Source organism: Hymenobacter cyanobacteriorum, from assembly GCF_022631375.1.
GTDB classification, from domain to species: Bacteria; Bacteroidota; Bacteroidia; order Cytophagales; family Hymenobacteraceae; genus Hymenobacter; species Hymenobacter cyanobacteriorum.
Genome location: NZ_JALBGC010000001.1, coordinates 93026 through 112475, shown reverse-complemented (window position 1 = coordinate 112475; position 19450 = coordinate 93026). Strand labels below are relative to the sequence as shown.

The 19450-nt window shown below is 62.0% G+C and carries 12 protein-coding genes and 3 tRNA genes; 6 read left to right on the top strand and 9 right to left on the bottom strand.

The genetic code is table 11. The features are described 5' to 3' along the window. Positions 1–509: 509 nt before the first annotated feature. The 4 genes from MON38_RS00530 to MON38_RS00515 all read right to left on the bottom strand — a co-directional run bounded on the left by MON38_RS00530 (position 510) and on the right by MON38_RS00515 (position 5511). Positions 510–1958 (bottom strand): toxin-antitoxin system YwqK family antitoxin, encoded by a 1449-nt coding sequence (locus tag MON38_RS00530; protein ID WP_241934178.1) that lies wholly within the window; start codon positions 1956–1958, stop codon positions 510–512. Between the two features lie 120 nt (positions 1959–2078). Next, positions 2079–3260 carry an acetyl-CoA C-acyltransferase gene (locus tag MON38_RS00525; RefSeq protein WP_241934177.1) on the bottom strand — a complete coding sequence of 394 codons (1182 nt, stop codon included), beginning with the start codon at positions 3258–3260 and terminating at the stop codon, positions 2079–2081. A 245-nt stretch (positions 3261–3505) separates the two neighbouring features. Beyond that, positions 3506–4519, bottom strand: coding sequence for a hypothetical protein (locus MON38_RS00520; RefSeq protein ID WP_241934176.1), 1014 nt, complete (start codon positions 4517–4519; stop codon positions 3506–3508). Further along, positions 4516–5511, bottom strand: a complete 996-nt coding sequence (locus MON38_RS00515) for a VWA domain-containing protein (protein WP_241934175.1) — start codon at positions 5509–5511, stop codon at positions 4516–4518. Before MON38_RS00515 ends, MON38_RS00520 begins: the two co-directional genes overlap by 4 nt. 174 nt (positions 5512–5685) lie before the next feature. On the opposite strand from MON38_RS00515, the gene MON38_RS00510 reads away from it, so the two are divergent. The 6 genes from MON38_RS00510 to ppk1 all read left to right on the top strand — a co-directional run bounded on the left by MON38_RS00510 (position 5686) and on the right by ppk1 (position 11185). Continuing rightward, positions 5686–5773: transfer RNA gene (locus tag MON38_RS00510), tRNA-Ser, on the top strand. Between the two features lie 78 nt (positions 5774–5851). Continuing rightward, a tRNA-Pro gene (locus MON38_RS00505) sits at positions 5852–5925 on the top strand. Between the two features lie 17 nt (positions 5926–5942). Next, positions 5943–6019, top strand: a tRNA-Arg gene (locus MON38_RS00500). Between the two features lie 240 nt (positions 6020–6259). Continuing rightward, positions 6260–8254 (top strand): DNA topoisomerase (ATP-hydrolyzing) subunit B, encoded by a 1995-nt coding sequence (gene gyrB, locus MON38_RS00495; RefSeq protein WP_241934174.1) that lies wholly within the window; start codon positions 6260–6262, stop codon positions 8252–8254. A 120-nt stretch (positions 8255–8374) separates the two neighbouring features. Beyond that, the gene (locus MON38_RS00490; RefSeq protein ID WP_338423741.1) at positions 8375–8758 is read left to right on the top strand and encodes a RidA family protein; all 384 of its coding nucleotides are present in this window, start codon (positions 8375–8377) and stop codon (positions 8756–8758) included. Between the two features lie 57 nt (positions 8759–8815). Further along, positions 8816–11185 carry a polyphosphate kinase 1 gene (gene ppk1 / locus MON38_RS00485; RefSeq protein WP_241934173.1) on the top strand — a complete coding sequence of 790 codons (2370 nt, stop codon included), beginning with the start codon at positions 8816–8818 and terminating at the stop codon, positions 11183–11185. A gap of 232 nt (positions 11186–11417) precedes the next feature. Here the strand turns inward: ppk1 and MON38_RS00480 are convergent, their stop codons facing one another. From MON38_RS00480 to MON38_RS00460, 5 genes are all read right to left on the bottom strand, one after another. After that, positions 11418–12407, bottom strand: coding sequence for a Ppx/GppA phosphatase family protein (locus tag MON38_RS00480; RefSeq protein ID WP_241934172.1), 990 nt, complete (start codon positions 12405–12407; stop codon positions 11418–11420). A 227-nt stretch (positions 12408–12634) separates the two neighbouring features. Beyond that, positions 12635–13870, bottom strand: coding sequence for a BamA/TamA family outer membrane protein (locus tag MON38_RS00475; protein ID WP_241934171.1), 1236 nt, complete (start codon positions 13868–13870; stop codon positions 12635–12637). A gap of 124 nt (positions 13871–13994) precedes the next feature. After that, the gene (locus MON38_RS00470; protein WP_241934170.1) at positions 13995–17720 is read right to left on the bottom strand and encodes a BamA/TamA family outer membrane protein; all 3726 of its coding nucleotides are present in this window, start codon (positions 17718–17720) and stop codon (positions 13995–13997) included. Between the two features lie 66 nt (positions 17721–17786). Next, positions 17787–18341 carry a metal-dependent hydrolase gene (locus MON38_RS00465; protein WP_241934169.1) on the bottom strand — a complete coding sequence of 185 codons (555 nt, stop codon included), beginning with the start codon at positions 18339–18341 and terminating at the stop codon, positions 17787–17789. A gap of 275 nt (positions 18342–18616) precedes the next feature. Further along, on the bottom strand, positions 18617–19300 hold the full coding sequence (locus MON38_RS00460; protein ID WP_241934168.1) for an SIR2 family NAD-dependent protein deacylase: 684 nt from the start codon (positions 19298–19300) through the stop codon (positions 18617–18619). Between the last annotated feature and the right edge of the window lie 150 nt (positions 19301–19450).

The window sequence follows — 19450 nt, the reverse complement described above, 5'->3', positions numbered from 1 at the left end:
CGCTGGGGGAGGGAGGAGTCCGGGGCCCGAAACCCCGGTGAGTGAAAATCCGCGCCAGCTAGCGGGCCGTCTTTGGTACAAGCTTTCGGCAGCTACTAGGCGTTGGATGGAACAAATGTAGAACAGGTACTTTGTAACGCAAGGTACTGGTAAAATAAATTTCTGTTAAGCCACGCTTTCGAAATTGTTACCAGTTGAAATTCAGATTGTAAGCGTTGAAAATATTTTTTCAACGTTTGGTGCGCCCAACCGTTTTGCGGGCTTGGGGTTCGGGATGTCAGATGCAGGGTTGCTTTTCACGGTTGCCCGGGCAACTCCAAAATCTTTCTAAAAGCAAAAAAGCCCCGACCAATTGGTCGGAGCCTGCGCGCAGGTGGTTGTTTAGCGTCCGTTATGCAGAGCGTAGCATCTTTACCGCCCAACGCAATTCGAACGCAAGAAAAGAGCGGTGACGGGCAAGATGCTTCGCTGCGCTCTGCATAACATTTCGAACGAATCCAGCTTCACCACTACTTCCGCTTCAGCGGCGCGCGGGGCTTGGCTTTAGGCTGCTTCACGGGGTCCGTCACCTGCTGGCCGTTGCGGTAGGTCACGGTGCGGTCCACGGTGGTGCCGTCGGCTTGGTAGTAGGTCCACACGCCGCTTTGGCGGCTGTTGCGGTACTGGCCACTCACGGCCACGGTGCCATCCTCGCGCAGCTCTCGGAAGGGGCCCTGAATCTGGCTGCGCACGTAGGTGGTTTCCTTGCGCAGCTTGCCCGAGGGGAAATATTCCTGCCCCACGCCACCCAGAAAGCCGTTCAGGTAGGGCTGGCGGTTCTGCACTTGGCCATTCTCGAAATAGGTAATGCGGTCGCCCACCAGCCGGCCGCTGGGGCCGTAGGTTTCGGTTTTGCGCGGGGATTTTCCATCAGGATAGAACTCGCGCCAAGTACCGGCCGGCCGGTTGTTCTTATACTGCTCCTCTGCCTGCACCAGCTTGCCGGCGGCATCCTGGTAGCGCGTGATTTTGCGGTCCTTGCCGGCGTTGCTGTAGTCGGTTTCCTCGTGTGGGTTGCCGCTCACGAAGTACTCCACGCCCTTGCCCGTCGGGATGCCGTTGCGGTAGGTGAGCTTGCTTTTTACCTGGCCGCTCTCAAAGTAGCTGGTGGCCGGCCCATCGAGGGCGGTAGTGCCGGTGGGTGGCATCACGCGCTTGGTGAGGTCGTCGCCGAGCTGGTTTTTCACCGGGCGCTGCGCCAGCGGAGCGGGGGCGTAGGTGCTCTCGGTCTGCAGCTTGCCGCTCTGGTAGTAGCTGCGGTAGCGGCCGCGCCCGTTCTTATCGGCCAGCACCTCCACCTCAATCTGGTTATTGGGGTAGCGCGTGATGTAAGGCCCCGATAACAACCCTTTTGTGAAAGTGCCCTCGCTCTGCACCACACCGTTGGGGTAGTAAAACTTCACCGCACCATTGGGCTGGCCGTTCTCGTAGTTCACTTCCGCCTGGGTTTTACCATCGGGGTACACGGCCTTCAGCGCGCCGTTGGGCTGGCCCTTCACCAAGGTGGTTTTCAGGCGAACCGAGCCATCCGGATGATAATAAGTGAGCTCTCCGTTAGGCTCGTCGTCTACGAAAAAACCGGCCTGGGCCACTTTCCCGTCATCGTAATACGTTTTGAACGGCCCCTGGCGAATCCCGTCCACGTAAGTAGCCTCCAGCCGCCGCGTGCCCGTCGGGTGAAACTCTACATAAGCAGAGTCGCGCTTGCCCTGCCGGAAACTGGTTTGCTGCTCCAGCTTGCCGTTGCGGTAAAACCGCTTGTACGAGCCCTGCGGCACGGTATCGGCTGCCACCAGCGCCGAATACACCTCATGCTTGTGTACCTTCAGCGAGTCGTAGTAGGTAATCAAACGTTTCAGCCGCTGCCCGTGCGAAGGCACCGCCAGCAGCAGCAGAAAAAAAGGCAGTAAGTATTTCATAGGCGAAAGAACGCAGGAATTGCTATTTCCGTGCAGATGGAAGGGCTTGCTAAAATTCAGGCCAAAAAAAGCCCCGCCGATTTTATCCGGCGGGGCTTTTTTAAATCAGTAGTGCAAAAACTAGAGCGCTTCCACCACAATGGCGCTGGCACCGCCGCCGCCGTTGCAGATGCCCGTGACGCCGATTTTACCGCCTTCGTTCTTCAGCACGCTCATCAACGTGGTCACAATGCGCGCACCCGACGCACCCAGCGGGTGGCCCAGGCTCACGGCGCCGCCGTAGGCATTCACCTTGGTGCCTTCCAGATTCAATAGCTTATTATTGGCCAGGCTTACCACCGAGAAAGCTTCGTTGATTTCGTAGAAATCCACGTCGGCGGCTGTTTTGCCAGCGTTTTTCAACGCCTTCGGAATCGCCAGCGAGGGCGAAGTCGTGAACCACTCCGGCGCCTGCTCGGCATCGGCGAAGCCTAGGATGCGGCCGATGGGCTTCAGACCCAGCTCGTCGGCTTTCTCGCGGCTCATCAGCAGTACAGCGGCGGCGCCGTCGTTCAGGGTCGAAGCGTTGGCGGCCGTCACGGTGCCGTCCTTGGTGAAGGCCGGGCGCAGGCCGGGCAACTTGGCGAAATCCACTTTCAGGTACTCCTCATCGTCCTCAATCACCGTGGTTTTGCCGCGGCTCTCGATGCTCACGGGCACGATTTCGTCCTTCTTCTTGCCGGCTTTGGCGGCGGCGGCGCTGCGGGTGTAGCTCTCGATGGCGAAGGCATCCTGCTGCTCGCGGGTGATGCCCATTTCCTTGGCCGTGTTCTCGGCCGCGTTGCCCATGGCGTAGTCGTTGTAGGGGTCCCAGAGGCCGTCGCGCACGAGGCCGTCAATCACCTGCCCGTTGCCGTATTTGGCCCCGAAACGGTTTTTGTCGAGGTAGTAGGGCACGTTGCTCATACTCTCCATGCCGCCGGCCAGCACCACGTCCGATTGCCCCAGCATGATGCTCTGGGCGGCCATCATAATGGCTTTCGAACCTGAGGCGCACACCTTGTTCACGGTCGTGCACTCCACAGTATCGGGCAGGCCGGCTTTCTTGGCCGCCTGGCGGGCCGGCGCCTGGCCCAGGTTGGCCGAAATCACGTTGCCCATAATCACCTGGTTCACTTCCGAACCGGCCACGCCGGCCTTGTCGAGCGCGCCCTTCAAGGCAATGCCGCCCAGCTCGGTAGCCGACAACGAAGCGAGGGCCCCGCCAAACGAGCCAATCGGCGTGCGTACGGCCGAGATGATGACAACTTCTTTAATCTGCATAATCAGGAAACTGAAAGGGTTGGGGGTGGGAGGTTGAATCTGGCCGCAAAAGTACGGAGAATGCCGCCGTGGCCCGGCGTTAGGGTTAGATGTTTAAACTGAACCAGTATAAAACGTCATGCTGAGCGTAGCCGAAGCATCTCGCGTGCCGCTAATAATTCAATCGTTAGTTAAGGGAATTACTACTACAAGCGAGATGCTTCGACTGCGCTCAGCATGACGCTCAATGAAATCTGTCCAACACCCTACCACGTCGGCCGGTTCGGGTCTGCCTTTTGCGCCGCCGGGCGCGGGCGCTGCTGCAGGTACTGCTGCTCCTGTGCCCGCAGCGTCTCCAGTAGTTGGCGGGCCTGCGCTGGGCTCAAACTCATGGCTTGCAGCCGCTCGCGCTGCGTTTGCAGCGACAAATCTGCTCCCGTGGCTGCTTCCGAGCCGGGCCGGTTGCTCCGGTTGTTGGGTGTGGTGCCGCCAGTTGCTGCGCTGCGGTCGAGCCCGCGTTGGGTGCCGGGCGTGTCGCCGCTGGCAGTGGGCTGTGGCGTGCCATCCCCGGGCGTGCGGTTGCCGGCCGCCGCGCCCGGCAGCGCCGAAGGCTGGCGGTTGTCGGGCTGCCCGGCTGCATCGGGGCGTGGGGCGGGCGGCGTGTTGGCGTCGGGGGCCGGCTTTGTGTCGTTGACTTCGCCCTTGCGGTCGGTGCCTTCTTTTTCAGCGGGATTATTAGGCTGCGCACCGTTCTTCTCCGGGGCCGCTTTGGGGGCTGCATCCTTCGACGCGCCGGGTGGGAGCGGTGGAGGCAGCTGCGGGCGGTTGGGCCGTCGGGCCAGATAGTCGCTCACCACCTCGAAATCGTAGCGCGCGCCGGCGTTGGTGGGGTCCAGAATAATGGCCTGGCGCAGCAGACTGGCCGCCTGCGCCAGCTCGCCGCGCCCGGCCGCCAGCACCGCCAACTGCTGGCGGGCCACGCTGCTCAGGCGGGCCGGGCTGCCCGTCAGCAGTCGCCCATAGGTGGCTTGCGCCGCGCCAAACAGCCCGGCGCGGGTCTGCGCGTGTCCTAAGTTTAGCACCAGGCGCGGGTCGGGCGTGGTGCGCGGGCTGGCTGTAGCCAAGGCATTTTCGAATTGGTGAGCAGCTAACAGCGCCTCACCTTGCCGGTAAGCAGCGGTGGCATCGGCTACCGCCACATTGCGGTCGCGCACCATCGTGAGCAGCCGCAGGCCCGGCACACCCAGCACCAATAACAGTAGTAACGCACCGGTTTTCATGGGCGAATAACAGTTACGGTGAGCACCACGTCCAGCGCCAGCAGCAACAGCGCGGCGGCCAGCGGGTAGCGGTAGCGGTTGTCGGCCACGGCTACGGTGCGCACCTGCTCGGCCGGGCCCTGCATCGCCCGCAGTGCCCGCAGCAGCGGCTCGAAGCCGTTGGCCTGATTATTCAAGGCGAAATACTGTCCGCCGGTCTGTGCCGCCAGTTGCAGCAGCGGAGCCTCGCGCAGCCGCGTCAGGGCCGGCTGGCCCCGGCCATCCACGATGAAGCCGCCGCTGGCTGTGGGAATCTTGCTGCCCACCGCCGTGCCCACGCCCACCGGGTACACCCGCGCCCCGGTGCGGGCCAGCGCCCGCAGCGTCGGCTCCAGGTTTTCGCCGAAATCTTCGCCATCACTGGCCACCACCAGCGCCGTGGCCCGGGGCGGCGTGGCCGTCGCCGAAGTCGCTGCCGGCCGCACCGGAGTCGCGCTCAACCTAGCCAGTACCAGTTCCAATGGCGCGCGCAGGGTGGTGGGACCGGGCGGCAGCAGCCCCGTGCGCAGCGTGCCCAGAAACGTGAGTACGGCCTCCTGGTCATAAGTCAGCGGGCACTGCACCACGGCTTCCGCCCCAAACGCCACCACGCCCAGCCGGTCGGCCGGGAACTGGGCCACCAGCTCGCGCAGCTCGGCCTGGGTGCGCAGCAGGCGAGAGGGGGCCACGTCGGGCGCGTCCATCGAGCGCGATACATCCACTAATAGCCACACGTCTTTGCCGGCGGTGCGCACGGTGCTCTGGCTCACGCCCAGCGACGGGCCCAGCGCCGCCGCCAGCAGCAGCGCGCCGGCTGCTACTCGCAGCACGGTTTTCCAGCCGCGGTGCCGGGCGCGGCTGCCCAGCAAGCGCGCCAGCCGGCCGCCGCGCTGCCAGTGCCACCCCAGCAGGAGCAGGGCCACGGCCAGTGCCAGCGCGGCCGCGGTAAAATCAGGATACGCCCAGTTCAGCAAGTTACGTTTTGTTAGGCCCCAATATTACGGCCGAATGGCTGGTCAGGCCCTCGGAAGTAGCCAAACGGGGCCGACATCTTTTTTCGATTTTCTGATAAATTTTTCGCAAAAAGTGCGGCTCTTTGATATCGGCCCGTATATTTGCACCCGCTTCGAACGGAAGCGAAGACAGCCGGAGAAGTGGGTGAGTGGCTGAAACCAGTAGTTTGCTAAACTGCCGTAGCTCTAAAGGTTACCGGGGGTTCGAATCCCCCCTTCTCCACTATAATGTTGGGTTGCGAAAGCAGCTCGTTGGGGCTCCAACCAACAAGTCGCTTTTCTGACTCAACATTATTTTTTTCGGGGTGTAGCGTAGCCCGGTATCGCGCCTGGTTTGGGACCAGGAGGTCGTAGGTTCGAATCCTGCCACCCCGACTTGTTGCCCCGTTTTCGACCCCGTAGCTCAGCTGGATAGAGCAACTACCTTCTAAGTAGTCGGTCTTTGGTTCGAATCCAAACGGGGCCACCAAGTCCTAGCAAAAGCCACCCCACCGGGGTGGCTTTTGTCGTTTCCGGGCCCTGTGGCGGCTCCTAACCGGTGAGCCTGAAATACTTGGCGTCAACGCCTTGAAAAGCAAGGATAAAAATGAAAAAATCCCGGGAAAAAAACCGCGAAAACTACTTAAAATGGGATTAAATATGTACTTTTGAGTGTTCAGTACCTGGCAGCCTATTAGGCTGTTTAACGACCTGATTTAATCCCGCCCTCATGAGCGAAACCACCGCAAACATTCCCCAGTCGGACTATTCAGCCGACAGCATTCAAGTACTCGAAGGGCTGGAGGCCGTGCGCAAACGGCCCAGCATGTACATCGGCGACACCGGCCTCAAAGGCCTGCACCACCTGGTGTGGGAAGTGGTCGATAACTCCATCGACGAAGCCCTCGCCGGGCACTGCGACCTGATTAACGTTACCATCAACGAAAACAACTCCATCACCGTCCGCGACAACGGCCGCGGCATCCCCGTCGACTGGCACGCTAAGGAGGGCAAGTCGGCCCTCGAAGTGGTGCTGACCGTGTTGCACGCCGGCGGCAAGTTTGACAAGGGCTCCTACAAGGTGTCCGGCGGCCTGCACGGCGTGGGCGTGAGCTGCGTGAACGCGCTGAGCACCGACCTGAAGGTAACTGTGCGCCGCAACGGCCACAAGTACGAGCAAGAGTATAAAATCGGCTTCCCGCAGTACCCGGTGAAGGAAGTGGGCGACACCGCCGAACACGGCACCGAGGTGCAGTTCCTGCCCGACGCCAGCATCTTCTCCGAAACCGAGTACCGCTACGACACCGTGGCCTCGCGCCTGCGCGACCTTTCGTACCTCAACAAGGGCATTCGCATTACGCTTACCGACCGGCGCGAAACGCTGCCCGACGGTAGCTTCCGCGGCGAAGAGTTTTACTCGACCGGCGGCCTGCGCGACTTTGTGCAGTACCTCGACGGCGAGCAGCGGCCTTCGCTGCTCTCGGAGCCTATTTACGTGGAGAGCGAGAAGGGCGGCACGCCCGTGGAAGTGGCCCTGCAGTACAATACCTCGTACCAGGAAAACGTCTATTCCTACGTCAACAACATCAACACCATCGAGGGTGGCACGCACGTGGCGGGCTTCCGCTCGGCCGTGACGCGGGTGCTGAAAAACTACGGCGACAAGAACAAGCTGTTCGAAAAAGCCAAAGTAGAAATCACCGGCGACGACTTCCGCGAGGGCCTCACGGCCGTTATCTCGGTGAAGGTGATGGAGCCGCAGTTCGAAGGCCAGACCAAAACCAAGCTCGGCAACTCCGAAGTGAGCGGCGCCGTGAACTCGGTGGTGGGCGAAATCCTGACGCAGTACCTGGACGAGAACCCCAACCAGGCCAACCGCATCATGGAGAAGGTAATTCTGGCCGCTAAAGCTCGCATCGCCGCCCGCAAGGCCAAGGACATGGTGCAGCGCAAGGGTGTGCTTTCCTCGAACAGCCTGCCGGGCAAGCTGGCCGACTGCTCGGAGTCGGACCCCGCCATCTGCGAACTGTACCTCGTCGAAGGTGACTCGGCTGGCGGCACCGCCAAGCAGGGACGTAACCGTGCGTTCCAGGCCATCATGCCGCTGCGCGGCAAAATCCTGAACGTGGAAAAAGCCCAGGAGCACCGCATTCTGGAAAACGAGGAAATCCGGAACATGATTACCGCGTTGGGCGTGAGCTTCAACGAGCGCAAGTCGCTGGCCTTCACCACCGATGATACGGGCGTGGAAACCGGCCCGCTGAACTTCGACAAGCTGCGCTACCATAAGGTCATCATCATGACCGACGCCGACATCGACGGCTCGCACATCCGCACGCTGATTCTGACCTTCTTCTTCCGCTACATGCGCGAGCTGGTGGACCGGGGCTACATCTACATCGCCCTGCCGCCGCTCTACCTCGTGAAGCGCGGCAAGGAGGAGCGCTACTGTTGGACCGAAGAGGAGCGCCAGCAGGCTCAGGAAGACCTCGGCCGCGGCAAGCCCGAAACGGTGAATGTGCAGCGCTACAAAGGCCTCGGCGAGATGAATGCCGAGCAGCTCTGGACGACCACCATGCAGCCCATTACCCGCACCCTGAAGCAGGTAACGGTAGAGTCGGCCGCCGAAGCCGACCACCTGTTCTCGATGCTGATGGGCGACGAAGTGGCCCCGCGCCGCGACTTCATTGAGCGCAACGCCAAATACGCCAAGCTGGACGTCTAGACCGCAGATTTAACGGATTTTGTGGATTCAGGAAGGGTAGCCGCATGCGGCTGCCCTTCCTTTTTTGGCTTGTTTTGTGACGGGATGCTTCATGTGAAGCAGAAGCAACTTTAGGAACTGATGCGACAACTAATTTCTTCCGGCGCGCTTTGGGAGCCCATCGTGGGCTACTCCCGTGCCGTGCGCGTGGGCAACGTGGTGGAAGTGGCCGGCACCACCGCGCAGGACGGCGACGTGGTTACGGGCGGGGCTGACATTTATGCTCAGGCTAAGCGGGTGCTGGAGAAAATCGGCGAGGCACTGAAAGCGGCCGGTGCCACGTTTGAAGACGTGGTACGCACGCGCATTTTCGTGACGGACATTGCGCAATGGGAAGCTGTGGGGCGGGCGCACGGCGAAGTGTTCGGGGAAATCCGACCGGTGACTTCGATGGTGGAAGTGCGGGCGCTGATTGACCCGCGATTGTTGGTGGAAATTGAGGCCACGGCCATTATTTCCACGTAATAGCTTATTTACGGGCGGCGGCTAGCGTATTTTGCCCCGCATTCCACTATCCACTTTATGAAGCTCTTCAAGTCCTCCGACCTTATCCGCAAAAGCAAGTACATCAGCCGCGATTTAAGCTGGCTGCGGTTCAACTACCGGGTGCTCGACCAGGTGCAGGACGCCGGCCGGGGCCTGTTTGATAAGCTGAAGTTTCTGGCCATCACCAGCTCCAACCTCGACGAGTTTTTCATGATTCGGGTGGGCTCGCTGTATAATTACCTCGATTACGGTAAGGAGCGCATCGACTACTCGGGATTGCGCGAGCTGCCGTTTCGGCGCAAGCTGCTCGATTTTGCGCACCGTTTCGTGAACGACCAGAGCCTGACGTATCTGAATGAGCTGAAGCCCAATTTCGAGAAGAACGGCTTCAATATCCTGAAGATGAGTGACCTCACGGAGCTGGAAGTGAAGAAGGCCGACGGCTACTTCAAAAACACCGTGTTTCCGCTCCTCACGCCGATGGTGTACGACTCGTACCACGGCTTCCCGCTGATGATGAACCAGATGCTCATCTTCGGGGTCGTCACGCGCATCGGTAACGGCCTGGCCGTGGGGCTCGATGGCGAGGCCGAGAAAGGGCAGGAGCGCCTCACCTTCGTGCAGATTCCGCAGAACCTGACGCGGTTTTTCGAGCTCACGCGCAAGGATAAGGTGATTTTTGTGCCGATTGAGGAAGTGGTGCGCGAGTTTCTGCCGCGCCTGTTCCGCAACGTGGAGATTGTGTCGGCCGACTTGTTCCGCATTACCCGCAACGGGGATTTCACGCTGGAAGAGTCGGATGATATCGATAACGACTTCATCAAGGAAATCCAGGTGGGCCTGAAAACCCGCAAGCGCGGCCGCGTGGTGCGCGTGGAAGTGGAGCCCAACGCCTCACCAGTGCTGATGAACGTGCTGCGCGAGCGGTGGAACATCGACAACGGCAACGTCTTCGTTATCAATTCATTGATTGACTTGAAGGGCCTGTGGCAGATTGTGCGCCACCCCAACTTCCGGGGCCGCGCGGCCAAGATGCCCGCCTCGGTGCAGCCGCTGAGTTTGCCCGAGGGTGCTGATGAGAACCTATTTGAATACCTCAAGCACCACGATGTGCTGCTGCACCACCCCTATAACAGCATCGAGCCGATGGTGCGGCTGCTGGAACAGGCGGCCGTGGACCCGCACGTGCTGGGCATCAAGCAAACCATTTACCGGCTGGCCGACGACTCGCGCGTATCGGCCGCGCTGCTGAAGGCGGCGGAGAACGGCAAGCACGTGTCGGTGCTGTTTGAGGTGAAGGCGCGTTTTGATGAGGAGAAGAACATTCGGGAAGGCGCGCGGCTGGAAAAGGCCGGCTGCTTCGTGATTTATGGGGTAAGCAAGTACAAGACGCACACCAAGCTGCTCATGATTATCCGCAAGGAGGGCGAAAAGGTGACGCGCTACGTGCACATCGGCTCGGGCAACTACAACGAGCAAACCTCGCGCCTCTACACTGACGTTAGCTTGCTGACTACCAATGATGTGTACGGGCACGATGTGTCGGAATTCTTCAACGTAATCACCGGCCACTCGCAGCCCGACGACTACGAATACCTCATCACGGCGCCCAAGGACATGCGCCAGCAGCTCATTCACCTCATTCGCGAGGAAGTGAAGCATGCGAAGAAAGGCCACGAAAGCGGCATCGTGATGAAGATGAACTCCCTGGAGGACAAGGAGATTATCGACGAGTTTTACAAGGCGGCGAAGGCGGGCGTACCCATTCGCTTCATCGTGCGCGGCATTTGCTGCCTGCGCCCGGGGCGGCCGGGGCTGAGCGAGAACATCGAGGTGCGCAGCATTGTGGGCGAATACCTGGAGCACACGCGCCTGTTCTACTTCCACAACGGTGGCGATGCCAAGGTGTACGCCGGTTCGGCCGATATTATGGTGCGCTCGTTTGACCGGCGCATTGAGGCGCTGTTCCTGATTGTGAACCCGCAGCTGCGGCGGGAAGCCATTAATATTCTGATGATGAACATGATGGACAATCAGAATAGCTACGTGATGCGAGAGGATGGCGCGTATATTCGCCAGCGCCCCGCGCCCGGCGAACCGGTGGTGAACGTGCACAAGGACTTCTTTAAGCGCGACGAGGCCCAACTAGCTACTGCCACGCCCGAAGGCCTGCTGGCGCTGTTGGGCGTGCAGGACCAGCGCCGGATTGATGTAGCCGCTGCGCTGCAGGCCTCGGAAGATGCGGCGGCGCTATCGGTGCTGGAGGCCATGGAAGCCAAAGCATCAGAAGTGACGGATGATTCGTTCGGCGAGGGCGGCGACTGCGAGCCGGATGAAGCCTGCGACGACGATGCTACGCCCGTGGGACATATTGACGAGGCAGCCGTGGGCGCGACGAAGGCGTAGCGGCTCGTTTAGCATTGCGAGCGGAGCGTGACGGCACGCGGCAAACGAAGTGCATTGCTAATCCTGCCGCTCACTGCAACCAGCTATGCAAAAAGCCCCGACGTTTGGTAACGTCGGGGCTTTTGTGTTTCAAGGGGAGTTTGTCACATCCCTGGGCGTTCTGCACCGAGAGGAATAATTAGCTGCGCTGCACTTCGGATGCCACGGGTTGTGGCCTCGCAATGGCCGACGACTACTCCATTTCCGCCGGGCTGTTTTGCACGTCGGGTACGGGTGGGTGGGCGTTGTGGCCGCCATCGGGGTTCATCTCGTCGAAGAACTCTTCGAATAGCGCTTGCAGCATGCCATCCTTCAGGCCGATGTCGGGCACGACCATCGTGCTGACGTTGGCCCACTGCATGGCGGCGAGGTAGATGTGGCCGGCGGGAATGATGACGTCGGCGCGGTCGGGGTTGAGCATGGCCACGTTCACGCGCTCGGTCATGCTCAGGCCGGCGAGGCGGTTGAGCGTGGTTTCGATGGCGCGGCGGGTGATGTGCTTGTCGGGGTCGGACGACGTGAGGCTGAAGATTTTGTTGATGTTGCCGCCCGTGCCGATGGCGCGCGTGACGTGGTACTGGCGGGCGTTGTGGCGCACCCAGGCTTCCATGCGGGCCCAGAGCTCGGCTTGGGCTTCGGTGCCGGCCTCGCCGCTTTCTTCCTGCTGCATGCGGCGGATGGAGCCGATTTCGAACGACTGCGCGGCCACCTTGCGGCGGTCGTGGTAGATGTTGAACTCAGTGCTGCCGCCGCCGACGTCGATGTGCAGGTAGTGGCGCTTGTCTTCCAGCACGTGCTCGATGACGCGGTTGATGTAGAAGGCTTCGTCTTGGCCGTCGATGACCTTGATTTCCATGCCGAGCTCCTGGCGCACGCGGGCGGCAATGGCCGCGCCGTTGGCCGCCGAGCGCATGGCCGAGGTGGCGCACACAAGGTAATGGGCCACGTCGTGCACTTCCATCAGCAGGCGCAGCGAGTGCAGGAACTTGACGAATTTCTCTTCCTTGGCGGGCGAAATCTCGCCGCTGGCAAACACGTCTTCGCCCAGCCGCATCGGAAATCGCACGTACTCGACGCGCTTGAGACGGTAGCGCCCTTCGTAATACAGCACGGCCGATATCTGACAACGAACGGCGTTGGACCCAATATCAATGGCGGCGAGCTTGCGAAGGGGAAAATTCATGCAGGAATGGGGGAGTGAGGAAACCCCAAAGGTAAGCCGATTGGCGGGGCTTTGGGAAGTAGGTTTGGGGGTTTGGGCAACTGCCTAGCCAATAAGTATTTGAACGTCATGCTGAGCGCAGCCGAAGCATCTCGCGTGTGGCAGTAACCCAATCAATTGAATTACTGCCACACGCGAGATGCTTCAGCTGCGCTCAGCATGACGTTCTTTCAACCTGCTGCGTTTACTCAAAACACCTCGCCCAGGTTCAGGCTGAGGCCGTGCGAGCCGTCGGCCCCGAAGCCGTAGTCGACGGCCAGGTTGGTGTTGGACACCTTGTTGAGCCGTAGGCGCAGGCCGGCACCGGCGGCGGGCATGACGCGCTCGAAGCGGCGGCTTTCCTGCTCGGTCACGCTCTGGGCGTTGGCGAAGACCACGCCGCCCAGCAAATGGTTGCGGGTGATGCCGTAGCGGTACTCGACTTCGCCATAGAGCAGGTCATCGCCCCGAAAGCGGCCCTGGATGAAGCCGCGGCCGGTGTTGCTGTAGGTGTCCCAGCCGGTGCTGGGCAGGTCGAGGAAGGGCGGGTTGCCGGCAATGGTGACGGCGTTATAAGACCAGAAAGCCAGAATATTGGCGGAATGCGCCGACGGATGCAGGTAAGTGCGCGCATCGATGAGCAGCATTTCGGAGGCGGTGGTGCTGCCCAGGGCTTTCAGGTTGGTGCGCAGCTGGGTGCTGAGGTAGCGGCCGCCCTGCGGGTTGATGGCGTTGGCGCGGCTATCGTGCAACAGCGCCAGCACCGGGCCGGATGATACGGATGTGCCCTCGACCCCGAAACGGTAGCGCGAAATCCGGCTCACTTCGCGGAAGTTATTGCGGCTCACGATGTCCCAGTGATAGTCGAGCTGGTAGCCCAGGCCTGCGTACCAGGCGGGCGCCACGCGCCGCAGCGCGCTTTCGTAGATGCGCAGGTAATCGTAGTTCATGCTCACCACGCGGTCGGTGGTGCTGGTGTACATGCCCAGGCCGTAGGTGCTTTGCGGGTAGCGCATCAGTCGCCAGTCGCCTACGAAGTACCAGCGGTTGTCGGGCAGCCAGATGGATGAGGTGGCGGTGAGAATAAGCTGGTCGTGGGCGGTGTAGGCCGCCCCGGCCAGCACCGTTGACACGTTGGCGCCCGGTCGGGCAAAAGCCAGGCTGAAGGCCAGTTGCGCAATGCCGCCGGTTTGCTGGGTGTAGCCGAGCACGGGGACTACCAACAGCGCCTTCTGGCCGTGCTGCATGGAAAGCGAATCGTGAGGGGCCAGCTGCGGGAAGGCCAGCCGGGCCACGTCCACTACATCGGCCGAAGGCGGTAGGGGCGGAGCATCCTGGGCACGGGCGGGACGCGCGACGCTCAGTCCAAATACGAGGACCGCAACAAACCACTGCCAGGCCCGGTGGCGGTAGCGGGGCTTTCCCGAAAAAATGGAGTTGTTCAAGGCAAGAAGGCCGCGGGCTATTGCCGCCCGGCGGAGCGGCTTATAGACAACCCAGCCGGCTAAAAGTTAACGCCCGCCCCTGAATAAAGGAGCGGGCGTTTGATGCGGTGGTAGAAAGGGCCGGCTATTTATCAATCCGGAAACCCAGCCCAAACTGTATCAACGTGCTTTCAACCGACTTCTGGTAGGAGATGGCGAAGGCCAGGGTTTCGGCCACCGGCGCGATGTAGACACCGCCGCCGTACCCCGTGTGCCAGCCGCCGGGCGAGGCGCCCTGGTAGTACACGCGGCCCTGGTCGTAGAAGCCGAACACACCGTAGTAGAAGGGCAGGAAGCCATTTTTGACCTGGCCTAAGGCCAGGCGCAGTTCTGTGTTGTAGTACAGGCTGGCGTCGCCGCTGAAGCGGTTGCGGTAGTAGCCGCGCAGGCCCTCGCGCAGGCCCAGCGAGGCGAATTTGTAAAACGGAATGTCGGCGTCGGGGCCGTAGTTTTTGGCGCCGCCGCCTTTGAGCACCAGCGTGACGGGAATACCGATTTTGGCCGTGCCGTAGTATTCGGCAAAGCCTTGGGTGAGGCCGAAGGTGCGCTCGGCGCCCGACAGCTGGCGGTAGGTGTCGTGCTGGGCGCGCAGGCGCACGCCGCGGCGGGCAAAGGCCTGACGGTCGCGTAGGTCGAGGTCGAACACCCCATTGATACCGAGCAGGTTCTGGGTGCTGCTGTTGGGGCGAATGTCCGAAGCGCCGGGCGTTTGGTTGAGCACGCCGAGGTAGCTGTCGTTGGCAAAGTCGGTGACGTAGTATTCAAACGTCGGCCCCACCCGCAGCACGCTGCGTTGCAGAAACACCCGCTCCAGGAAGCCATTCAGGGTGACGCCGCGGTAGCGGGCGCGGTAGAATTTCACGTCGTACTTGTCCTGGTCGAGGGGCGTGTTGTTGCCCAGGCCGAAGAAGTTGTAGAACGGGAAATAACTGCCGTAGCTGGCTGCCGCGCCCGCGTCGATTTTGCCGATGGCGTAGCGGTGGCGGGTGCTGAGCGTGAGCTGGCGCTGGCCGCCGGTGCTCACCTCCCCGAGGATGGAATACTGGTTCTTGAAGCCCGGCTTGCGGAAGCCCTGGGTGAGGAAGGTGATGCCCGCGCTGGCCGTGAAACCGTCGTTGCGGTTGTAGCCCAGGCCGATGGTGGGGCGGTAGGAGTTGAATTCGAACTGCTCGCGGTCGTAGGCATTCACGCCGGGGCGGGTGCTGGTGTGGTTGTCCGATTCCGGGCCGAGCTGCAGGTCGGTATCGGGCACGTCGTACACTTTGGTAAGGGTGCGCAGGCCGGCAGCCGTGGAGTTGTCGGCAATCCTGTCCTTGCCGTCGCCGCCAATCACGCGCACCAGAATGCTGTGGCTGCCGCCGTCGCCCGTCACGGTGAATACGTCCCGGCCGCCGAGGCCGTAGAGGCAGACTTCGGCGGTTTCGTTGGGCTTGAAGGTGCGGTCGAACAGGGCCGTGCCTTTGGGGGCTTCGGTATCGCCGGCGCGGTCGAACATCTGCACGCGCACCTGGCCATCGGGCAGGCGGTTCACCTGGAACACTTCGCCCTTGTTCGAGCCTACCACATCCACACGGCGGGCCAGCAACAGGTAGTATTCGTCGATGGCCTTGGGCAGCTCCTGAATGCGGGCCTTGAGCTTGCGGTTGATGTCGTTGCCGGACTTATCCTGGATTTCGGGGGGTAGCTGGGCCGTAGCGCCATCGATGACGGCGGGCGTGATTTTGCCTTGCAGATACTTGGCGGTTTCCTGCCACTGCTCGCGGGTGAGGCTTTGCAGCAGGAACCTGTCGAGGTGGCGGGCAGGCCAGTTCAGGCTCTTCATGTCCCGAAACTCGGTGTTGAAGCCTTCGATGCTGGGCACGGCCCACTCGCGGTTGGCGAGGTAGGTAAGCAGGCCGTTCCACTGCGTGAAGCTCTGGTCGCGGTCGCGCGGGATGGGGCGGTAAAGTACGCCTCCATTGGCCTGCTTGTAGCCGGCCCATTTCCAGTTGTCTTCGTGCTTGCCGAAGTCGGCCACCAGCATGTCGAAGGCGCGGGCTCGGGCCAGGGCGGGGGCGTCCACGTGGTTGTCGTGGTCCTTATAGAGCTTGCGGAACAGGCCGAAGCTCCGCGTCACCTCATCGGAGTCGCCGAAGCCGGGCAGGTTCTTCTTGGGGTCTTTGGGCGAGTCTTCGAGGGTGCCGAGCAGGTTGGCGTAGTCGGCGCGGTAGGGGCCGAGCTGCTGGTTATCGGGTAGGCGGAACAGGCGCGGGCGGGCGTGCAGAATGTCCGTCTGGTCGAGCATGTAACTGATGGGCAGGTTCGAGTACGGGTTAGCCGTGGCCGTCACGTCGCGCAGAATATCCGAGGCAATGGAGTTGCGCAGCTCGGGCGGCAGAATCTTGGTCACGTCCTTATCAACGGAACGGAAAACGTACTCCGAGCTGTCGGCCGCGATGAGCTTGAGCGAAGTCGTCTGGCGCCCGCCGCCTTTGCCGGTAGGGCGCAGGCCGCCTTTCTCGGTGCCCAAATCCAGTGTCTTCACCGTCACCGGCTGCAGCCACGACGAACGGTAGATTTTGCCAATGAAGAAGTTTTTGCTCGCCGTAGGCTTGTATTCCGGGCCGGGCACCACCGTAGTGGTAGCCTGATAGGGGGCATCGGGCTTGGCCTCGGCTACCGTTTTGGTGGCGCCGGGGCAGTTGGTGATGAAAGGGTTGGCCGGAGCCTTTTGGTCGCCGCCATCGGCACAGGCCGAGCGGAAAAGCGTGCCGGTGTAGGCGTCCTTGGCCGCCTGGCCATTGTCATCGAAGGTGAAAATGTGGGTTTTCACCGTGCCATCGGCGAAGTATTCGAGGGTGGTGTAGCCCTCCTCGCTCTTGCTGTAGAGCGACTGGCCTTTAGCGCCCACATGCTCATCTTCCACAAAGCTGCCACTGACAATGTGGTAGTTGCCCTGGAAGGGCGTGAGCTGCAGGCTGTAGTCGTGCGCGGCGGCGTAAATCACGCCGGGGTTGCTTTGCAGGGTGTTCAGCAGCTCCTTGCGCAGCTCCTGGTAGCCGGGGCTGGCCAGGTCGCGCGGGGTGCCCACGTTCTGGCGGTAGGCCGCGTAGATGGTGCCGAACACGGGCGGGCTGAGGTGGCGCGACAGCGGCTCGTGGCCGCCGTAAACGCCGTTGCTCACCACCGGGTGGTGCCCCAGCAGCAGCACGTTCTTGTTCTTGGTGTCGTCTATCAGGTCCTGAATCTGCTCGCGGAATTCCTCTTTGGTGAGGGTCTTGCAGTCGCTGTCGGGCGCCTCGGGGCGGTCGAAGGGGTGGGTGAACCAGGGCGTGTTGATGGCCACGAGGCGCACCAGCGGGGCCACGTCGACCACCTCCGGGCCGGGGCAGCCGTTGGTAGGCACGAAGGCGTTCTGGCCGGGCAGCTGCTTCTCGATGTACTTTTCGAGGCGGCGCACGGCTTTGAGGCCATCGCGGCCGGAGTTGGCCCAGTCCTTATCGCCGGGCAGGAAGTAGATTTTGCCCTGAGGCAGACCCTTTACCAAGGCAATGAGCTGGTCGGCGCGGTCGCGCTCGGCCTGGGCCAAGGCGGTGTCGCCTTTAGCCACCAGGCCGGTATTGCCCACAATGTCGCCGAGGTGCACCACGGTGAAGGGGCCGGTTTGCTGCTCCAGCGTGGCGCGCAGCAGCTTGAGGCGGGCAGCGGGCAAGGTAGCCTGGGCGGTGTTGCCCAGCAGGAAAACGGTGTGGGCCGGGGGCGCGGTTTGGGCGGAAAGTGTACCAGCGGTGAGTCCGAGCGCGGCCAGCGCGGAGAGGAATTGTAGGCGCATAAAGAATGGATATGCACCGGAATACGCAGAACGCGGGGTAAAGTATGCGCCCTTGCTGCGGCGCGGCTAGTTTTCTGCCGCAGACGGGGCCACGCCGCGCCACCATCGCTGCCCCAACAGCAGCAACAAGCACGGCAGTCCGACCCAAATGGTCTCGCTGGCCAGCACCCGTAGCCCTTTAGTCCCAAAAAAGCCCCGGATGCTCAGCGGAGAAACTTTGATGGGACGCAGGGGAAAGAAATACCGCTCCAGGTGCCAGGGGCTGAAGAACGCCACACCCAGCCCGCCGGTCGTCAGCGCATCGAGCAGGCCGTGCGAGGCGGTGGCCAGAAACAGCAGCAGCGCCAGCCGCCCGACCGATGGGCGCTGTTGCGCCCGCACCAGCTGGGCGAATAAGGTGCCGACGGCCGCTACCACGGCAGCCGCCAGCAGCGAATGCGTGAGGCCCCGATGGCCCCAGAGGCTGTCGTAGGGCACACCCAGGCGGTAGCCAATGGAGTCGATGTCGGGCAAGGCGGCGCAAATGCCCGCCGCTACCCAGTAGGGCCAGTGGCGGCGCTGGGGGAGCAGGAGCTTGCCGAGGGTGACCCCGAGGGCGGCGTGGGCGAAGGCAGAAGCCATAGAGAAATTACCAGCGGCGGATGATGCCGTAGTGTTCGAGCAGCCACAGCGCCAGCACGACACCGGCAATGACGAGGGCTTTGGGCCAGAATTCGCGCCAGAAGCTGCGGTTGGGAGGAGGGTGCATCGGGGGGAGAGGGAGAAACGAAGGTAGCGTAAGCAACGAAAACGCCTGTCATCCTGAGCGCAGCGAAGGGCCTTATCACGTCAAAACGAAAGCTCGTCGAACGTGGTAAGGTCCTTCGCTGCGCTCAGGATGACAGGACGGGTCTAGGCTACCCGGCCAGCTCCCGCAGCACTTTGGGCACGCCAGTGCTGGCGGGCTCGGCGATGTAGCGCACGCCGCGGCGGCCGGCTTCGGGCTGGTGCGGGTCGATGACGAAGACGGGGCAGGTGGCGGGGGCGTAGTGCAGCAGGCCGGCGGCGGGGTACACCTGCAGGCTGGTGCCCACGATGAGCAGCACGTCGGCGGTGCTCACGGTTTCGGCGGCTTCTTCGATGGCGGGCACCATTTCGCCGAACCAGACGATGTGGGGGCGCAGCTGGGAGCCGTCGGGGGCGAGGTCGCCCACGTGGATGTCGCCTTCGCAGTGGTACACGGTGGCTTCGTCGGCCACCGAGCGCATCTCGTTCAGCATGCCGTGCAGGTGCAGCACGTCGGTGGAGCCGGCGCGCTCGTGCAGGTCGTCGACGTTCTGGGTGATAATGCTGACGCGCCAGTCGGGTTCTTCCTCGAAGCCGGCCAGGGCCAGGTGGGCGGCGTTGGGCTGCACGGTGCGGGCCTGGGCGCGGCGCTGGTTGTAAAAATCGAGCACCAGAGCCGGGTTACGCGCAAAACCTTCGGGCGAGGCTACGTCTTCGACGCGGTGGTCTTCCCAGAGGCCGTTGGTGTCGCGGAAGGTGCGGATGCCGGACTCGGCCGAGACGCCGGCGCCGGTGAGGACGACGAGGTGTTTCATTTGGTAGGGATTTGGGGTCTTAGTTGAACGATGCTTAAAGCACGTCATGCAGAGCGCAGCGAAGCATCTCGCGTGCAATAGTAACCCCTGACTATTGGATTGCTACCACACGCGAGATGCTTCGCTGCGCTCTGCATGACGCGCTATTTG